Here is a 17,433-nt window from a genome sequence, read left to right on the forward strand (position 1 = left end):
AGTGAATTGGCTCGACCAAAAATGCAGGTTGGTGTGTTTCACGTGAAACATTTGATGTGTTTTTGATCGTTTTATCGATTCCCGGACGATGAAAAGTGACGAAGTTTGGAAAACAAGTCTGGTGTGTTTTTCAAACTGGACGTATAAATCATTTATGCAATCCATTTCCGCACCCGTAAAAACATGGTTTGAACGCGATTTGAATGTTTCACGTGAAACATTGGACCGTTTAAGTCAGTATGCAGACCTCGTCGTTAAGTGGCAGCCACGCATTAATATCGTTGGCGCCAGCACGGCAGAAGACGTTTGGGGACGTCATCTACAGGATTCTGCGCAGCTTTGGCCATACCTGCAGGATGTTGCTGCAGCGGGCAAAATCGTTGATTTTGGCTCTGGCGCAGGATTTCCAGGTATCGTTCTGGCGATTTTGGGTGCCGGAAATGTCACGATGATGGAATCCAACACCAAGAAGACAGTCTTTCTGATGGAAGCTGCCCGCGTTTGCGGGGTTTTGGACCATACGGAAATTGCCCGCGAACGGATCGAAGCCGCCGCACCGCGCGAAGCCGATGTGATAACCGCACGGGCCTTTGCACCTCTGCCGAAGCTTCTTGAATTGGGCCAAAGACATTTAAAAGCCGGTGGCCACTATGTGCTGCTGAAGGGACGTGCCTTTGAGGATGAACTGGCGGACGCACGCGAAGCCGGTTGGACATTTGATGTAACCACGCATGCCAGTCTGGTTGACCCGGATGGTGTCGTGTTGATCTTAAAAGGAGTTGGCCGGTGAGTGATGTAATTGATCTACCGCTTTCTACCCAGTCTAGTGGCAAGGGGCATCGTCCACGGATCATCGCAATCGCCAACCAGAAGGGCGGGGTTGGTAAAACGACCACGACCATCAATCTGGCAACGGCATTGGCAGCGGTCAAACAGCGGGTTCTGATCGTTGATCTTGACCCGCAGGGCAATGCCAGTACCGGCCTTGGCTTGCGCCCATCAGATCGTGAGATCAGTTCTTATGACGTGTTGATCAACGGAAATACGCTGGAAGAAGCGCGTAAAGATACGGCGATTCCGCGTTTGTCGATTGTGCCATCCGGTATGGATCTGTCCGGTGCCGAGATTGAGCTGGTTGATTTTGAACGCCGCGAAATGCAGCTGAAAGAATCTCTCGCCAAATTGCCGCAGGATGTTGATTACGTTCTGATCGATTGCCCGCCATCCTTGGGTCTTTTGACCTTGAACGCGCTGGTGGCATCGGATGCGGTGCTTGTACCGTTGCAGTGTGAATTCTTTGCCCTTGAAGGGATCAGCCATCTGGTTCGTACCATCAAGCGGGTTAAAAAGGCTTTCAACCCGGATCTTGAAATCCAGGGCATCGTGCTGACCATGTATGACAAGCGTAACAACCTGTCAGCACAGGTGGCCAATGATGTGCGCGATTATTTCGGCGATGTCGTTTATCGAACTGTCATTCCGCGCAATGTTCGTGTGTCCGAGGCACCAAGCCACGGAACGCCGGTCTTGGTCTATGACATAAAGTGCCCGGGTTCACGGGCCTATCTCAATCTTGCAAGTGAAGTCCTGAAACGCGAAGGGGTTAAAGCATGAGTGATGCAAAGAAACGCGGCTTGGGACGCGGACTTTCAGCACTTCTTGGGGAAGAAGACGAGGATGTTGGTGTTGCCGTTGCCGGGAGCGAAAATGCGCCTACTGCGCATCCGGGGCCGGGTGGCACGACCCAGTTGATCGCGATTACCGATTTGAGACCTTCACCGTTTCAGCCACGCAGCAATTTTGACGACGAAGCCATTGATGATCTGGCGGCTTCGATCCGGGAAAAGGGCATCATTCAGCCGATTCTCGTTCGGGCATCCTCGACCGGTGAAACCACCTATGAAATCATCGCCGGTGAACGTCGTTGGCGTGCAGCACAGCGTGCGCAGCTTCATGAAGTGCCGGTTCTTGTACGTGATTTCGATGATCGCGAGACGGCCGAAATTGCCCTGATTGAAAACTTGCAGCGCCAAGACCTGTCGCCGCTTGAAGAGGCCGAAGGCTATAACCGCCTGATGAGCGAGTTTTCCCATACGCAGGAAGCCTTGGGTCAGGCACTAGGTAAAAGCCGGAGCCACATCGCCAACAGCCTGCGTTTGCTGGCACTGCCAGCACCGATCAAACAAATGCTGTCTGACAAGGTTCTGAGCTCTGGCCATGCACGGGCGCTGTTGGGGGCTGAAAATGCTGTCGAGCTTGCCGGTCAGATTGTTAAAAAGGGTCTGAATGTTCGCCAGACCGAAAAACTGGTCAAGACAGATGGCGGCAAAGCATCGCGCCCGAAGAAGTCATATGGACGTTCGTCTGCGGATAAAGACCCAGATACAGTGTCTTTGGAGCGTGACCTTAGCAACATGTTGGGGTTGGCGGTTAATATCGACTTTGATGGCGCGGCCGGGAAAATATCGATCCGCTATGAAACGCTTGAGCAGCTTGACGATATTCTACAGCGTTTGACCCATGGGAAGGCTGGTGATTTGGCCAGCGAAGAAGAGAGCAGCGACTCGGCAAGTTCGGATGAGAATGAATTCGACTCGATGTTTATTGAAGATGATGACACCGACGATGTGTCGGCATCTGATGGTGACGTTGATCTGACGGCAGAGCTTGAAAGCATTGCTGATGCGACATTGCCTGAAAGCGATATGGAGGATGACGAGGATTTTGTCATCGAAGGTCCCGAAGGGGATGATCCGATCGAAAGCGATGAAGTCAGTGAAGACGAACTTGATGAATTGATCAAATAATCCGATCTGCTGAGCATTAAATCAGAGAAAGGGCCACCGTTGAGGTGGCCCTTTTGCATGTGATCCTGAACGGGTTTCGGCTATTTCAGTGGTGCTAGGTCGAAGTAAATATGGCTAAGTTCTTCATCGCCAAAGCTTGCCTCTGGTGCAGGTGATCCGCCAGCATTGTGGCAGAGGAAGCAGTTGCCAAGCTCCGGCCCCTGAAAATAAGTTTCCATGGTGGTATTGGCCAGCCGTGAGGATCCCACTTCTGGCGCCAAAAGGGCGACAGAACTGTTGGTCTGGTCGGGAGTCGGACTTTGGGGAATGATGCCGGTTTGCGTCCAGACGGACCCGATCTGAACGTAATTTCCCCGCACATCTCCCGCGATCAAATTGCCCAGAACATTGTTGTTCATCGAGATGATCTGCGCGTTGACGACCGCACTATTGACATCTGAGCCCGCTGACCCCCAAGGGTTTGTTCTGGCAACAGATGTCGGAACGATCCGTGTTGCGGGTGACGTCAGGACGATGTTCCCGGATTTATCAATATGCGCTGTTTCGACGTTAAGGCCGTTGTCGGGCGTATTTGGAGCATAAAACGTAAAGCCGGTCGCCGATTCGTCAAATTTGGATTCCGTTACCTGGTTGGCTCCGCTTTGATAATAGAACGTCTTATTGGGGGTGTTGTTGTTGTGCTCGAACGTCGCCCAGATCATTTCGGGATGTCCAAGCACGGATCCGACAACATGCATCCCGGTCAGCGCAAGGGTCTTGGTTTCACTGCCATCAAGCGTCCATTGGGTCGGGACACTGGTGTCATATTTCGGAACTTCGGCTTTTACCTGAACATAGCTTTCCGGATTGGCAACCGTACTGGCATCGACCCAGGAGGTTTTAAGCTCCATGGCAAGTGCCATCGGCGCGGAATCGTCAAGACCATTGGCCTTGGCGTAATCAACGACCTCCTTCTTGTCGGCTTCTGTCGTCGGAAATGTACCAAGATTGATTTTGCCAGCCTTCTGGCCGGTTAGAAACGCGCCATAGAACGTATTTGTGTGAATGCCGTAATACACAAGCGATCCGGCCTGCGATATCAGAACGCCACCGCCGCCCGCCTGTCCGGTTTCACCGATGGTTGTTGGCACATCCTGATCTTGTTTATTGACCCGGATCAGAAAGTTGTTAATCGTGCTGTCGTTCTTCAGGAAACTACGCACACCTTTGTCATTTTCAGGCGAGATGTCATAGAACCCGTCTGCATCAAAGACGTATGTCATATCGCCGGTGGATTTTAGTTCCGCAGGTGATGTCAGCCACAAAAACATCTGAGCAGACCATTTGAAGAAGTCGCAATTGGTGTTCTGTTCTGGGAAAAGCGTGCTGTTCGCAGGCATAACCTTGCCATTAAGCGTGATTTCCTTGCCAGCAAACCAGTTTTGCATCTCGGCTTTATCAAGCGGGCAGCTGTTAAACGCATCGGAGGGCAAAATGAATGTTCCTGCCGACGCGTTCAGCGAAATACCGGCTGCACAGCTTGATATGATCCCCGCAGCAAGGACGCGATAGAATCGATTGTTCATGGTGATGTCTCTCTCTTCACTTGTTCAGGAAGTGCCGAAATGTCCCGGTTTGCCGAACATTCGAGGTGCCGGCATTATTGCTTCTCAAACGACTGTCCCTGTTGAGATGGGAAATGATCATGCGTTTGAACAGAACGGCTATACCGAAGAGGGATGTCTTTCCGTGTAAAAGAGAAAGAACAGGCATGAACGTAAATTTGGTGTGCGGTGCAGCATCAAGATGGGGTTCAGGCCCCAGATACTTCGCCAGATTTTACCGACGGTTTTGTTTCTGACGGGCAACCGCGACTTTGATCATGGCCCGATGGGCAATGGTTTCCGGAATTGCCAAACCGCTTTTGCAGTCTTTTTCGGCTTCAAGAAGGATTTGCAAAGCACGCTGAAGATTATTGACCGCCCAATTGTTCAGGTTGGCACGAAATTGATCTGCGGCCTTGAAAAACAGGGGCGGGCGCAGGGACTTCATGGCCTGATCGGCGTTCGTACCCTGGGCCATCTGGCCTTTGACCAGATGTAATTTCTGGAAATAGCCAATCATCATACGAAGGGCGCCGACCGGGTTGAGGCCTTCTTCGACCAATCGGGTCAAGGCAGCATCAAGATTGACGACATTGCCCTGTGAAACGGCCTGAACGACATCATCGTAGTGACGTGCTGAACTATCCCCAACGCAGGCCATGGCATCGGCAAGGGTTACCTGGCCTTCCTTAAGCGCATAAAGTGCAAGCTTTTCAAGCTCGCTTCGCGAAATCATGCGGTCTGAGCCGAGGTTTGCGACCAGATAGCGCGTTGCATCACGGTCAATGCGCAGTTTGTGTTCTTCCATGATCGACTGGATAAGGGTTTCGATATCACGGCCGCTATCGGCATAGCAGGGCAGGGCCATGCCGTTTCCGGCCTTTTCCACGGCCTGACGCAGCTTTGATTTGGTCGCCAAGCTTCCGGCTTCGATAACGATCAGGGCATCGCCCGCCGGATCGCCTAGGAAATCGGCAATGATCGGGGCCTGTGCCTCGCCAATGTCGCGGATTCGAATGACGCGGCGTCCGCCACCAAAACTGATCGCTGCGGCCTCGTCACGCAGGCGGCCACCATCTTCCTTTAACTGTGGAATGCCAAGCTCGATAACGCGAAAGGGGTCTTTAAGGTCTTCAACCACGGTTTTTGCCAGCCGCACGGCACGTTCACGCACAAGGCCTTCGTCCTCTCCATAGATCAGGACGAGTTGGGCCTTTGCGTCCGGTGCGCGCAAAAAGGTTTCGACCTGAGCAGCCTTAAGCTTCATGGAGATCCTTATTCATCTTTGTGGTTAAAGTCATATCGATGGATATGCCGCGTAAAGTGCAGGGTTATTGCGACCGCAGCCCGATCGCGACCTGATTGGCCAGCTGTTGGGCAAGTTGCTTGCTGGCATCGGTTCGGGCGGCGTCTTCGGCCTCGATACTCGCAAAATCGGAATCGACGATGTTAAAGCTTGTGCGGGCCCGAACGGTGCCTTTGCGAAGAACTTTTGAATCGGATTTGCGTGTAAGCTGGTATTGTGCTGTCACAAGATAATCGGAAATGGTCGCTTCGTTATCTTTTGTGAAGCCTTGACCACTTGTCGCTTCGGTCAATGTGACTGTCAGATCATAAAGGGGATTTGAAACCTGACCACGTGGTGTAAGGGTTTCGAGAAGCGCGTTTCGGGTGACCTGCCCAACACGGTCATTGATCAAGGCAATATCAACCTGTGCCATATCGGATGCGGTGCTTTGGCCGCTGCTATCTGTGGCATAGAGCGGGCGAAATCCGCATGCATTGAGTGTTGTTAGCGCAACAAGTGCCAGAACCGGTAAAACTGCCCGCAATCTCATTCAATCAAGCCTTCTGCCTTGGGTGCTGTGATCAGACCTTGCCGCCACAATAGTTCGGTTCCGATAAAAGGGCAAAACAGAGTTAGATTGGCAAGGAAAGATTGGTACAAGTCCCCCGTTTCTGTCGGATCAGCAGCCTCTAACCTTTGAAAGCTTTGGCGGAGCAGGGCAATGACGATGTTGTTACGCGATTGGGTCATGGCATCAACAATTTCTCGTTCAGCTATCGGTGGATTTAAGTCCACTTGTATTTTGGCTGCATCTGATAGCGGTGTAGCGATCCGCCAAACCTGACGAAGCCACCGCCAATGGCCGATCATGCTATTCTGGGTAAGGTGGAGTGGTCGGTGAATTGGCACATCGGCAAGCAAAGACAGGGTTAGAACATCTAGTCCAACCTCCTGATACATTTCCCATGCGTTGCTTGACACAGAATCGGTCGAAACCTTTGCGGGCAACGGATTGGTTTCAGTCTGCACTGGATCTGCGCTGGCCCTATTATATGGAACGTCTGATGTGCATTGCCTTGATATGGTCTTAAGCAACGTTTGCCGAAGGGACCCAAGCCCATTTGGGAGTTCGGCATAAATTTCAGGACGTTGGGTACGCATGAAGAACCCCCAGTCGCGTTCCAGCGAATGGGGGTTATATTCAGGTGATATATAAGTCGCACCGACGAGCATAACGCTATTCGGCGTTTGCACTGTCAATGCGCAACTGGCGGGCACGCGTCAAAATCGCGTCTTCCATTGCAGTCACAGTACCTTCTTCAACAACCGCATCTTGCCACTGGTTGGGCCCGACATTAACCTGGCGGAACACTGAAACCTTGATGGCATCTGAACGCAATGCCGTGCCAAGGATATAAGCCGTTAGCTTGAAACGCTCATTTGGTGTTTCAACAGGCGTGTACCAGTCTGAAATAATGACGCCGCCAAATGGATCAGCCGAATTCAATGGCATGAAGGAAAGCGTATCAAGCGTGGCGCGCCACAGGAATGTGTTGACGCCAATACCCGTTCCGCCGCCTTTCTGACTATCTTCGCCGCCAAAGAGGTTCAGGCCTTCGGAACCAAACAGGCCACCGCGTTCTTTTTCTTGCGCACGGGTCATGGCTTGACCGTTTACGCGCTCATCTGTCGTCGCAGATCCGGGGAACTGATCATAATCGACAGTGCCATAAGAACATCCAGCAAGGATTAAAGCGACACCAGCGCCTGAAATCAGCGATTTGAACGAAGAAAAGGTTACCATTTCCGGCCTTTAGACATTTTGAAAAAGGGTGAAACCAAGAATTGCTGCGAATATAGGGCGGAACCTCTTTGCAATCAAAGGAAACCAGTGTGTTTTTTTTGCCACAGTGCGTGATGAATGTATCATTTAGGTCACAGGATTGGTTGACGTGGCTTTTAAATGATGGCTCCATTCGTCTCGAACCGGGCGGCAAAAGCTGTCCAAATAATTTTTGTAGCGTGAAAATACGCTAACAAAGACGTTGAGGGAAAAGATGAAAAAGATTCTTGTTGCTTCCAGCGCACTCGTCGCTGTCGCATTCGCAGGCCAGGCTTCGGCTTCCGAAAAAATCAGCCTTTCGGTTGGTGGTTACATGGAACAGTGGATCGGTGTAGCTGATCAGGACGTTGGCGCATCCAAAAACGCTTTCCAGTCTGACACCGAAGTTCACTTCTCTGGTTCGACCACTCTCGACAACGGTATTGAAGTTGGCGCGAAAATCGAACTCGAAGGTGAAGGCGGCAACTCCGGCACCATGATCGACGAACAGTACCTGTACGTCAATGGTGGCTTCGGTCAGGTTAAGCTTGGTGCTGAAGACGGTGCTGCTGCTGACATGGGCATTGCTGCTCCAGCAGTTGGTCCTGTTGGTGTTTCTGATGGCGACATGACCAATTGGGTTGACCTCGCATTCCTCCCGGATACCGTTCCGGCTGGTGGCGATGCTAAGCGCCTCACCTACTACACCCCATCGCTTGGTGGTTTCAAAGCTGGTATCTCCTACGCTGATGACAACTCTTCCGAAAACAATGACACCGTAGCAACCGGCGACAGCCGCGTTTCTGCTGGCGTTGAATACAAAGGCGACTTTGATGCCGTTTCCGTTGCTGTTGCAGTAACCGGTGAGCATCAGGGTGAAGGCGAATGGTATTCTGTTGGCGCGAATGTTGGCTTCGGTGCTTTCACCGTTGGTGCATCTGCAATGCGTCGTGACGCAGAATTCGGTTATGGCGAAAACGTAACTGCAAACATCGGTACCGGTACCGGTGGTAACCGTACCACTGCAGACGACGACACGCATTTTGACGTTGGCGTATCCTATGCAATGGACGCAGCATCTGTTTCGCTGACCTATGCATATGCTGAAGACGATCAGAACAATGATGCTTCTGGTTCTGACGAAGTTTCAGCTCTTGACCTTGGCCTTGCTTACACCCTTGGTGCAGGCGTAACTTGGAAGTCTTCGGTCTTCTGGTTCGACTCTAAAGGTCAGCTTGCTGGTTCTTCTGACGACAACGATGGCTACGGTGCAGTTACCGGTCTCGTACTTTCCTTCTAATCCCTTCAGGGTTAGTTGAAAAATTGAAGGGGGTGGATTTTTCCACCTCCTTCTTTTTTTGTTTAAGCTCGATTGCTCGTCTAGTTATTTTCCATGCTGTAGCACGGCATCAGGAATTGCGATCAACAATCGATGATTGAGCACCTTGTTTTGACCGAGCGGTCTTGGTTCTGAAGTTAGGCGATGCAGCAACAGTGTGTACTTAGCCTGTTCCGAATCCCGTTTATTCCCCATTTATGATTCTGTTGATGGTTTCTCGGCTTATTCTGCGTGAGTGATGATGCCTCGCAGCTCAGATCAAACGTGTTGTAACATCTAAATGTTCGCGGTTTTAATTAATGACCAATGTATATTTGTATGGTGATAGATAATAATGAATAGATGATATGATATAGTAATGACCCAAAATCATATTTAAATACATATAATTGCGAATATATCGGGATAATTTGTGGTAAAAATGCAACATATGTATCAATAAATAAACATCAGTCATTTATGCAGATTGACCCACGTTCATTAAAATGGCTTTATCTCCCTCGACAGATCGAAGGGCCGCTCGGTTCAACCCTTCATCCCGTAAACGTCATTCTTTGAGGGTAAAGATGAAAAAGATTCTTTTTGCTACCAGCGCGCTCGTCGCTGTTGCTGCTGCCGGTTCGGCACAGGCTTCTGAAAAAATCCAGCTTGAAGTTGGTGGTTACATGGAGCAGTGGGCTGGTGTAGCTGATCAGGATGTTGGTGAATCCAAAAACGCTTTCCAGTCCGATGCAGAAGTTCACTTCTCCGGTAAAACCACGCTTGATAACGGCATCGAAGTCGGTGCGAAAATCGAACTCGAAGCTGAAACCTCCAGCGATCAGATCGATGAGCAGTACCTTTTCGTCAATGGTGGCTTTGGTCAGGTGAAACTGGGTAAAGACGATAGTGCTGCTGACTCGCTTGGTATCACCGCACCGTCGGTTGGTCCGGTTGGCGTCAATGACGGCGATCTTACCAACTGGGTCGATGCATATCTGGTCGATACCGTTCCTTCAAGCGGCGACCAGAAACGCGTAACCTACTTCACCCCGAACATGGGTGGCTTCCAGGCTGGCGTTTCCTATGCTGACGATAGCGGTTCGAACAACAATGACACTGCAACCGGTGGCGATAACATCCTTTCCGCTGGCGTAAGCTATCAGGGTGACTTCGATGGTATTGCAATTGGCATCTCTGCTGTTGGTGAAAACCAGGGTGAAGGCAATTGGTACGGCGTTGGCGCAACCGTTGGTTTTGGCAACTTCGTCGTTGGTTCTTCGTGGGGCCACATCGAAGACGACTATGCACAGGGTGAAAACTCCCGCACCGGTGATGATACCGACGCATTTGACGTTGGCGTTTCCTATGCAATGGACGCAGCCAAAGTTTCTCTTGGCTATGGTTATGCAGAGTATGGCAATCGCGATATTGATCCGTCCTCTACCGTTACCAACCGCGCCGGTACTGGCGAAATCAGCACCGTCGACCTTGGTCTTGCTTACACCCTTGGTGCGGGCGTAACTTGGAAGTCCTCGGTCTTCTGGTTTGACGACGATTCCAATAATGTCGCCATTGCGGACAATGACGGCTATGGTGCAGTTACTGGTCTGGTCTTGAACTTCTAATTCTTCGGAATTGGATATTGAAGACGACGAAGGGGTGGCTTTGGCCACCCCTTTTTCTTTTGGTTATCACAGTTTGAAGAGGGTGATTGCCTGCTGATGATCACCGACTTTAACGAGTAAGACCCAGATCCCGCTGAATCAAATTCAGGATTTTTGGGGTGTCGTTACTGAGCGTTCCAACGCACGGCACAGGGTGATCTGTTACAAGTAAGGCAGCCAGTTTTGGGTCATGTTCTTGTGGGAGTTCACTAAGTGCTTCGACAGGAAGGTTCAAACTGCCCATGCAGCCGACTTTGCCATCTGCTGTTGCGCGCAATTTCGCAAGACCGCAGGGGGCGTTGCAGTAGGGGCCAGAAAACCCGCTTTGCCAGTTTTGCAAATTAGTGTGACGCCCCTGCAAAGTTATAGCTGAGGCAGAGCTGTATATTCCGATACCCGGCGTTTGAAAAAGCTTCGTTATATGGGCAGGCCCGCTATCGGCAACGACAACATATTCCCGCTGTTCAACAAACCGAACCAATTCACCGATTGTTCTAAAGCCATCAAGAACGCGAATGTTTTTGTCTGAAAGAGGTTCAAGTGCTGCCTTATATGCCTTCATCACTCCCTGATAGGCGTTTAGGACAATTGTGATATCTGCATCATGTTGTGAAAGAAGCTCTGTAATGCTTCGGATCAAGGCAGGTGGCAACGTTCGCAAAGGTGACGAGGCCATTGGTACGATCCCGATCTTCATCCTTGGTTTAGCGACCACGTTCCGCACAGCAAGCGGGCAAGCATAAATGCCAAACGCCTCACATAACGCTTCTTCCGGATTAACCGGCATGGTGGCGATATTTTGCCAACCTTCCATCTCGCTAAGATCAACCACGTGGTCAAACCGTGCGAGTTGTCTGGACGAAATAAACAGCTGAAAAACTTCAATATCCGGGATTAGTGCGAAGATATCTGATGCGCTACCGCTGTTGAGCACACCAATTTTCACATTCGGATATCGAAGCTTCAGCGCCTTAAGAAACAAGGTCATTCCAACGCAATCGCCAAGCGCATCATCGGGAATCAAAAACAGGATACTGCTTTGCGAAAAGTCTATCTCAGCCCATGAATGTCGTGGCAAAACCTGCGGATGGAACGTATCCGATTTGATTTTTACCCCGGTGGCATTCGCCAAAACCTGTTGTCGGAGCAAGGACGTGGTTCGGGTGAAATAGATCGGACTGTCGTCAGATGTTTGTGTTAGCGCTGGGCTGACATTGGGTAATCCGAATTGAAACGGTAATTTGGACGTGAACCGGGTAAATTTCTTGCGGGACGGCTGCAGTTTACGGGGCATTTTGGGGGCGATCTCCGTTCACCGAACTGGCGAAGTGATGGCGCCAGAAAACCCGATCCCGGCCAAAGATGCAAGCGATGAAGACCGCAGATTTCCAACATTTTCCTTGTTAATGCCACCAAGCCCGATCGGTGCCATTCCACTGCGTTTACATAGCTCGGCCATGGCTAAAACGGTGTTAAGTGACAACGGATTTTTACCCGGATGACTGTGTGTTGGAAAAATCGGCGAGATCAATACGCCATCGGGGCGATACTGTTTGGGCACAATACCCAATCGACGGATGGTCACAAGACTATGACAGGCAGATGTGACCAGTAATGTTGATGGAATTTGATGATAGAAATATGGGGTCGTCAAAATGTGATATTCGGGTAGGTGAATGCCGTCAGCATCAAGTTTCAGGGCCAGCGAGATATCATTTGCCACCAGAAACGGAATGGCTTTCGCACGGCATAGACTGCGCAGCTTTGCACCAATCTTCGCACGGTGTGGATGGTCATATTGGCGGAAAATCACCATGCTATCAGTGGGTAAGGAGTTGATTGCCAGTGCTGGATCAGGCAAACGCTGATCATCTGTCAGAAGGATAATCGGGGGAATCGGGCAATTCGGACCGCCATTGCGAAGATTGAGTTGGCGTGCCTGCTTTAACAGGGTGTCATCCATTGATAGTATCCCGATTCTGCACGGATCTGAAGTGAGCTAAGCTGTGCATATTACCGTCACCGATTTAAGGGCCAATCATCCATGAGCAATCATGATCTGTCATCCGCCAAGAGCGATGTTGCGCAAAATCTTGCGGAAATTCAGGACAATATCAACGCGGCCTGTGCGGCTGTTAACCGTGACAAAAATGAAGTCACGCTTGTCTGTGTAAGCAAAAACCACGAAGCAGGTCATGTTCGCAAGGCTTTGCTTGATGGGCGGCGGGTGTTTGGCGAAAACCGTGTTCAGGAAGCTTCCGGAAAATGGCCGGGCTTGCGCGAAGAATTTCCAGATATCGAGCTTCATCTGATTGGCCCGCTTCAGACCAACAAGATCAAAGATGCCGTTCATCTGTTTGATGTGATTGAAACTGTTGATCGCCCCAAACTGGCCAACGCACTTGCCAAGCACCGCGAAAATACGGGGCTGTGCCCGGATTTGCTTATTCAAATCAATACCGGCGAAGAAGACCAAAAGGCGGGTATTTCCCCAAAAGAAGCTGACGCATTCATTGTCATGTGCCGTGAGGAGTTGAAGCTTCCGATCAAGGGGCTCATGTGCATTCCCCCTGTTGATGAGGAACCCGCACCGCATTTTACCTTGCTGGGCAAGATTGCAGATCGTCATGGTTTGGAAATCAGAAGTATGGGAATGAGCGGTGATTACGCGGCTGCAATCCGATTTGGGGCCACGCATGTGCGGGTTGGGACAGCAATTTTTGGGTCCAGAGGCTATTAATTCGCAAAAACCCATTTTTTTGAGGTTCGAAAATCATATTTATGTCCAGAATCGTGTTTTACACGGTCAGAATGGCGCAAATTATGGCTAATAATCCAATAAACATGAACTTTCGAATTTTGTGGATTATTAGCCCGAATTCAATGACGTCTGAAAAGATAATCTGTGACAAAAAAATCCCGTTTTACCGGGATTTTTTTATGCGCCTGTTTCGCAAGCCATTAGGGGATCAGTTTATACCCGCCGGGTTCTGTAATCAGGATCGCGGCGTTCGATGGGTCTTTCTCGATCTTTTGGCGTAAACGATAGACGTGGGTTTCAAGTGTGTGGGTTGTCACACCGGCATTGTAGCCCCAGACCTCATCCAGCAGCGTTTCACGGGTGACCGGCTTGTCACCCGCCCGGAACAGGAATTTCAGGATCGACGTTTCCTTTTCCGTCAAACGGACTTTCTTTTCGGTCGTGGTTTCGATCAGGATTTTGGCACTGGGCTGGAAGCTATACGGGCCAATGACGAAAACGGCATCTTCGCTTTGTTCATGCTGGCGGATATGGGCGCGAATGCGCGCCAGCAGGACATTGAGGCGGAACGGCTTGGTGACATAGTCATTGGCACCCGATTCCAGACCAAGAATGGTATCAGAATCACTATTGGCCCCGGTCAACATGATGATCGGGGATTTCACACCCGCGCGACGCATCAGTTTGCAGACATCACGGCCATCCATATCAGGAAGCCCGACATCAAGCAGGATCATATCGAAATAGGTTTCCTTGGCGGCATCAAGTGCATCCTTGCCACTATGAGCAACGACACATTCAAATTCTTCATGCAGTCGGAGTTGTTCCGTCAAAGACTGGCTGAGAGCTGCATCGTCCTCAACCACGAGAACCTGTTTACCTGTCGACATTCACCATCCCTTGCTGCTTGCCAGATCCCGTCTATATATTGGACCTGAACTGATGCTGTTTCGCACCATTGTTTTTGTGGAACTTCGGCGTCAGGCCCGCCATATATAAAATGCGTTTTCTAGGATCAGCGTCTTAGTAGCTATTTTCAAGAACAAACTGTTTCGCTTTAACCCATTGACCTATGTAGGCGCCGGATTAATTAATGCAATCGAATTGGAAACCGGTATGACAGGGCAAATTTGTCGTAAAATCTTGAAAGATGCTAATCTTCCTGCGATTTTGCTCCTCGCTTGCCAACACACCGGACTGACCAAAGCGGTTATATGAATTAATCCGGGTCATTATCCAGCCCATAGCCACCGGATCGCGATGTTGTGATCACAAAGACAAGATAACAATGACTCAAAGCTTTGCCGCAACGGCCCAAAATGACAGCAATCTGATCCCGGCCACGGATCTGGTGACAGTATCGCGTGCCGTGGCTGATTTGCGGCGCGGCGAAATCGTTCTTGTTCAGGGCCATCACGATGGTGAAGCCCATAGTGTTGCTGTTATCGCTGCGGAACCGTTGTCGCAAATTGGCTTTGATCGTTTGTGTGATATCGCAAACCTCAATACCGCACCGGCCATTGTCATTCCGCGTGTTCGGGCAAAATCATTGGGGCAAGCCTGCAAGGATGATCCTTTCATCGCTTTTGTCAGCAATGATCGTGCAGACATTGATGCCGACCGACTTGGCGAAATAGCCAATCCGTTGCTTGATCTTGAAAAACTGCCGGCTGGCGACTGGCGTGCTGTTTCAATGGCAGAATCTGCAGCCATCCGTTTGGCCAAGCTTGCCCGGTTGTTGCCTGCTGTGGTGACGGTATCGGTCGATGCCGGTCAGTTGGAAAACCTGGCGCGTGGGCAGAACCTTCTGGTTTTGCAGTCTGATAGCATCAATGGTTATGAAAATGCATCGGCGGCAAGCCTGCGTGAGGTCAGTCAGGCACGTGTGCCACTTGAAGATGCGGAAAACGCGACCGTCATTGCATTTCGCCCCGAAGATGGTGGTCAGGAACATTTGGCCATTGTTATCGATGAACCGGCCAAAGACAAACCGGTTATGATCCGCCTGCATTCGGAATGCTTTACCGGTGATTTGATCGGATCGCTTCGTTGTGATTGCGGACCCCAGTTGCGCGGGGCGATTTCGGAAATCGCAAGCAGCGGGCAGGGCGGTATTGTCCTGTATCTGCGTCAGGAAGGCCGTGGTATTGGCTTGGTCAATAAGCTGCGTGCCTATGCATTACAGGATCGCGGATTTGATACGCTTGATGCCAATGAAGAACTTGGTTTTGATGCTGATGAGCGTGTTTATCGTCCGGCGGCAGAAATGTTGCGTCAACTGGGTTTTGAAACTGTCCGCCTTCTGACCAACAACCCGGAAAAGCTCAAAGGATTGGAAAGCTGGGGCGTTAAAGTCTCAGAACGCGTTCCGCACAAATTTCCGTCCAATGGTCATAATGAATTCTATCTTCAGACGAAAAAGGACCGGGCCGGGCATTTGTTCTAAACGGTGCGCTTCGTTTAAATGTGCCGCTGCTACCCGGCAGAAGATTCCGACAGGCAGGAATGCCGCGGATCGGATTTTCAAAATAACCATATTTTCCAATAACTTAACTATGATCAAAACTGGCACCCCTTTTGCAAATTAACTGGCAAGAGGAGGACAATCATGTCGATTGGTGCAAATTGGCGGCAAATATCGCCCGGTAGTGTTCCGGGTGTGGCGGGGGACATCGCAAGCGACAAGTTTGCGCAGTCGAACGTCGCCGATCAGCTTTCCGATAGCACGGAAGGCCGGAGCTTTTCTGACTATATGTTCGGAGAAGACGGGTTTGAATTCACCGATTTCCTTGATGTGATTAATCCACTGCAGCATATTCCGGGCGTCGGAATGGTCTATCGTTCATTGACCGGCGATGAATTGGGCAACGGCGCGCGCGTGGTCGGTGGCGGCTTGTTCGGTGGGGTATTTGGTCTTGCCGGTGCTGCGATTGATGCGGTTGTCGATGCAGTTACCGGTGAAGATACCGGTGCCCATGTTATGGCATTTGTCGAAGATAGCTTTAATGGCAGCCCGCGTGACGATGGTACTGCCATTGCCGATGCATCTGAAAATCCGGCAACAGCAATGACGACAGGCGGATACCAAGAGGATTTGGTTCTGCCCTGGATGGCCGCGAACAATGCGCCATCAAGTTTTGCCGCAAACCCGGCGGAGCAGGCAACTATCGTACAGGCCGCACCCATGGCGTCGGTCGATCAGGTTGTTTTGGCCTCTGCTGGATCACCCGATGTACCGGTTACAAACGTGATCAATGCGTCCGAGTTAAACCTGCCGTGGGCACAAAATGCCGCTGCAATGGCTTCTGCGCCAACACCGGCCCCAAACCCTTTGTTGCAGGCGCAATTACAAGCACAGACCGAAGCCGCACCTGTTTCTGCCTCTGAGCAAAACCAGGATTCTGATCCTGCAGAACTGGCCGTTGCCATGGCATCGGCTGGCACAACAAACCCGGCATCAACATTTGCACAGACGGTTGCCGCAAACTCGTCCACGGCCGACGCACTTCCGCGGGCAAGCTTTAGCAATGAAGGCGGGAATACCGTCTGGGCGCGGGCGCAAAGTGAAGGACGGTTTAGCCGTCAGTCAAATACGATGGTTATTTCTGCTGAAATGGCGCAGTACGAAGCCCGACAGGCAAAGCTTTCTGCGGGAAAAACAGATAAGCAATCCTCAGAGAATGTTTTGACGGACAGGGCAGACACGGCGACGACAGATAATGTGGCAAGTCGTCCTGCTGCGCCAACTCTGCCTGATCTGCGTTCTGGTGCTGCACCGCTTTCGGCGGCAGAAATGGCTGCACGGTTTAATGCTGCCCTTGGTCGGGAAAAAGCCCAGACCATGGCAGCCGAATCCGTTGCGAGTAGCAATGCTGTTGCTGATCAGGGGCGTATGGCGGCCCGCCAGACCAGCCAAGGCACAAATCAAAGCACCAGCCATACCAACGATGTTAGCGCTAACATCACGGCTCAAAACGAGGTTGGTGCTGATTCCGCAGTGCATCCGCTGATGCAGCGTGCGTCATCCCATCTTGAGGCGGATGAACCTGTGGGCGCGTGGTTTAGCCAGACCATGATGGATGGCCTGAAAAAGTATCAGGCGATGCAAAAACAATCCCAGCCTTCTGGCGGATCGATCTGATTAGTTTCCGAACTGAACACGGAAGCCTTGAAATGAAAAAGCCCAC

16 protein-coding genes are annotated in these 17,433 nt (G+C 50.9%); 8 read left to right on the forward strand and 8 right to left on the reverse strand.

The window, feature by feature from the left end:
* Positions 1–154: 154 nt before the first annotated feature.
* The 3 genes from rsmG to RIC05_RS05305 are packed head-to-tail and all read left to right on the forward strand — an operon-like array spanning position 155 to position 2,807.
* The gene (rsmG, locus tag RIC05_RS05295) at positions 155–790 is read left to right on the forward strand and encodes a 16S rRNA (guanine(527)-N(7))-methyltransferase RsmG (RefSeq protein WP_350045045.1); all 636 of its coding nucleotides are present in this window, start codon (positions 155–157) and stop codon (positions 788–790) included.
* On the forward strand, positions 787–1,614 hold the full coding sequence (locus RIC05_RS05300; RefSeq protein ID WP_350041089.1) for a ParA family protein: 828 nt from the start codon (positions 787–789) through the stop codon (positions 1,612–1,614). Before rsmG ends, RIC05_RS05300 begins: the two co-directional genes overlap by 4 nt.
* A complete protein-coding gene (locus RIC05_RS05305) occupies positions 1,611–2,807 on the forward strand; it encodes a ParB/RepB/Spo0J family partition protein (protein ID WP_350045044.1) in 1,197 nt (398 codons plus the stop codon). The genes RIC05_RS05300 and RIC05_RS05305 overlap by 4 nt, the downstream gene beginning before the upstream one ends.
* 80 nt (positions 2,808–2,887) lie before the next feature.
* Here RIC05_RS05305 and RIC05_RS05310 read toward each other — a convergent pair whose 3' ends face one another.
* The 5 genes from RIC05_RS05310 to RIC05_RS05330 all read right to left on the reverse strand — a co-directional run bounded on the left by RIC05_RS05310 (position 2,888) and on the right by RIC05_RS05330 (position 7,482).
* Entirely contained in the window at positions 2,888–4,372 is a 1,485-nt protein-coding gene (locus RIC05_RS05310; protein WP_350045043.1) for a hypothetical protein, read from the reverse strand.
* A gap of 253 nt (positions 4,373–4,625) precedes the next feature.
* Positions 4,626–5,657 (reverse strand): DNA polymerase III subunit delta, encoded by a 1,032-nt coding sequence (holA, locus tag RIC05_RS05315; RefSeq protein WP_350041092.1) that lies wholly within the window; start codon positions 5,655–5,657, stop codon positions 4,626–4,628.
* A gap of 64 nt (positions 5,658–5,721) precedes the next feature.
* Entirely contained in the window at positions 5,722–6,228 is a 507-nt protein-coding gene (gene lptE, locus RIC05_RS05320) for an LPS assembly lipoprotein LptE (protein WP_350045042.1), read from the reverse strand.
* Entirely contained in the window at positions 6,225–6,707 is a 483-nt protein-coding gene (locus RIC05_RS05325; protein WP_350045041.1) for a hypothetical protein, read from the reverse strand. The genes lptE and RIC05_RS05325 overlap by 4 nt, the downstream gene beginning before the upstream one ends.
* Before the next feature lie 208 nt (positions 6,708–6,915).
* Positions 6,916–7,482, reverse strand: coding sequence for a DUF3576 domain-containing protein (locus RIC05_RS05330; protein WP_350045040.1), 567 nt, complete (start codon positions 7,480–7,482; stop codon positions 6,916–6,918).
* Positions 7,483–7,735: 253 nt separating this feature from the next.
* Here RIC05_RS05330 and RIC05_RS05335 point away from each other — a divergent pair, with 253 nt between their 5' ends.
* Entirely contained in the window at positions 7,736–8,800 is a 1,065-nt protein-coding gene (locus tag RIC05_RS05335) for a porin (protein WP_350045039.1), read from the forward strand.
* A 605-nt stretch (positions 8,801–9,405) separates the two neighbouring features.
* Positions 9,406–10,446: a porin gene (locus RIC05_RS05340; RefSeq protein ID WP_350045038.1), complete on the forward strand. Its 1,041-nt coding sequence runs from the start codon at positions 9,406–9,408 to the stop codon at positions 10,444–10,446.
* A 109-nt stretch (positions 10,447–10,555) separates the two neighbouring features.
* Here the strand turns inward: RIC05_RS05340 and RIC05_RS05345 are convergent, their stop codons facing one another.
* Both RIC05_RS05345 and RIC05_RS05350 read right to left on the reverse strand, forming a co-directional pair.
* Positions 10,556–11,779, reverse strand: coding sequence for a glycosyltransferase family 9 protein (locus tag RIC05_RS05345; protein WP_350045037.1), 1,224 nt, complete (start codon positions 11,777–11,779; stop codon positions 10,556–10,558).
* Positions 11,780–11,797: 18 nt separating this feature from the next.
* Positions 11,798–12,448, reverse strand: a complete 651-nt coding sequence (locus tag RIC05_RS05350) for a thiamine phosphate synthase (RefSeq protein WP_350045036.1) — start codon at positions 12,446–12,448, stop codon at positions 11,798–11,800.
* An 81-nt stretch (positions 12,449–12,529) separates the two neighbouring features.
* Between RIC05_RS05350 and RIC05_RS05355 the strand changes: the two genes are divergently transcribed.
* Complete coding sequence (locus RIC05_RS05355) at positions 12,530–13,225, forward strand: YggS family pyridoxal phosphate-dependent enzyme (RefSeq protein WP_350045035.1); 696 nt, start codon at positions 12,530–12,532, stop codon at positions 13,223–13,225.
* A 221-nt stretch (positions 13,226–13,446) separates the two neighbouring features.
* Here RIC05_RS05355 and RIC05_RS05360 read toward each other — a convergent pair whose 3' ends face one another.
* Positions 13,447–14,136: a response regulator transcription factor gene (locus RIC05_RS05360; protein ID WP_350041101.1), complete on the reverse strand. Its 690-nt coding sequence runs from the start codon at positions 14,134–14,136 to the stop codon at positions 13,447–13,449.
* 398 nt (positions 14,137–14,534) lie between these two features.
* On the opposite strand from RIC05_RS05360, the gene ribA reads away from it, so the two are divergent.
* Positions 14,535–15,692, forward strand: a complete 1,158-nt coding sequence (gene ribA / locus RIC05_RS05365) for a GTP cyclohydrolase II (protein WP_350045034.1) — start codon at positions 14,535–14,537, stop codon at positions 15,690–15,692.
* A 162-nt stretch (positions 15,693–15,854) separates the two neighbouring features.
* Positions 15,855–17,387 (forward strand): hypothetical protein, encoded by a 1,533-nt coding sequence (locus RIC05_RS05370; protein WP_350045033.1) that lies wholly within the window; start codon positions 15,855–15,857, stop codon positions 17,385–17,387.
* Positions 17,388–17,433 lie beyond the last annotated feature (46 nt).

The sequence above is a fragment of the Thalassospira sp. genome (assembly GCF_040218635.1).
Taxonomy (GTDB): Bacteria; Pseudomonadota; Alphaproteobacteria; order Rhodospirillales; family Thalassospiraceae; genus Thalassospira.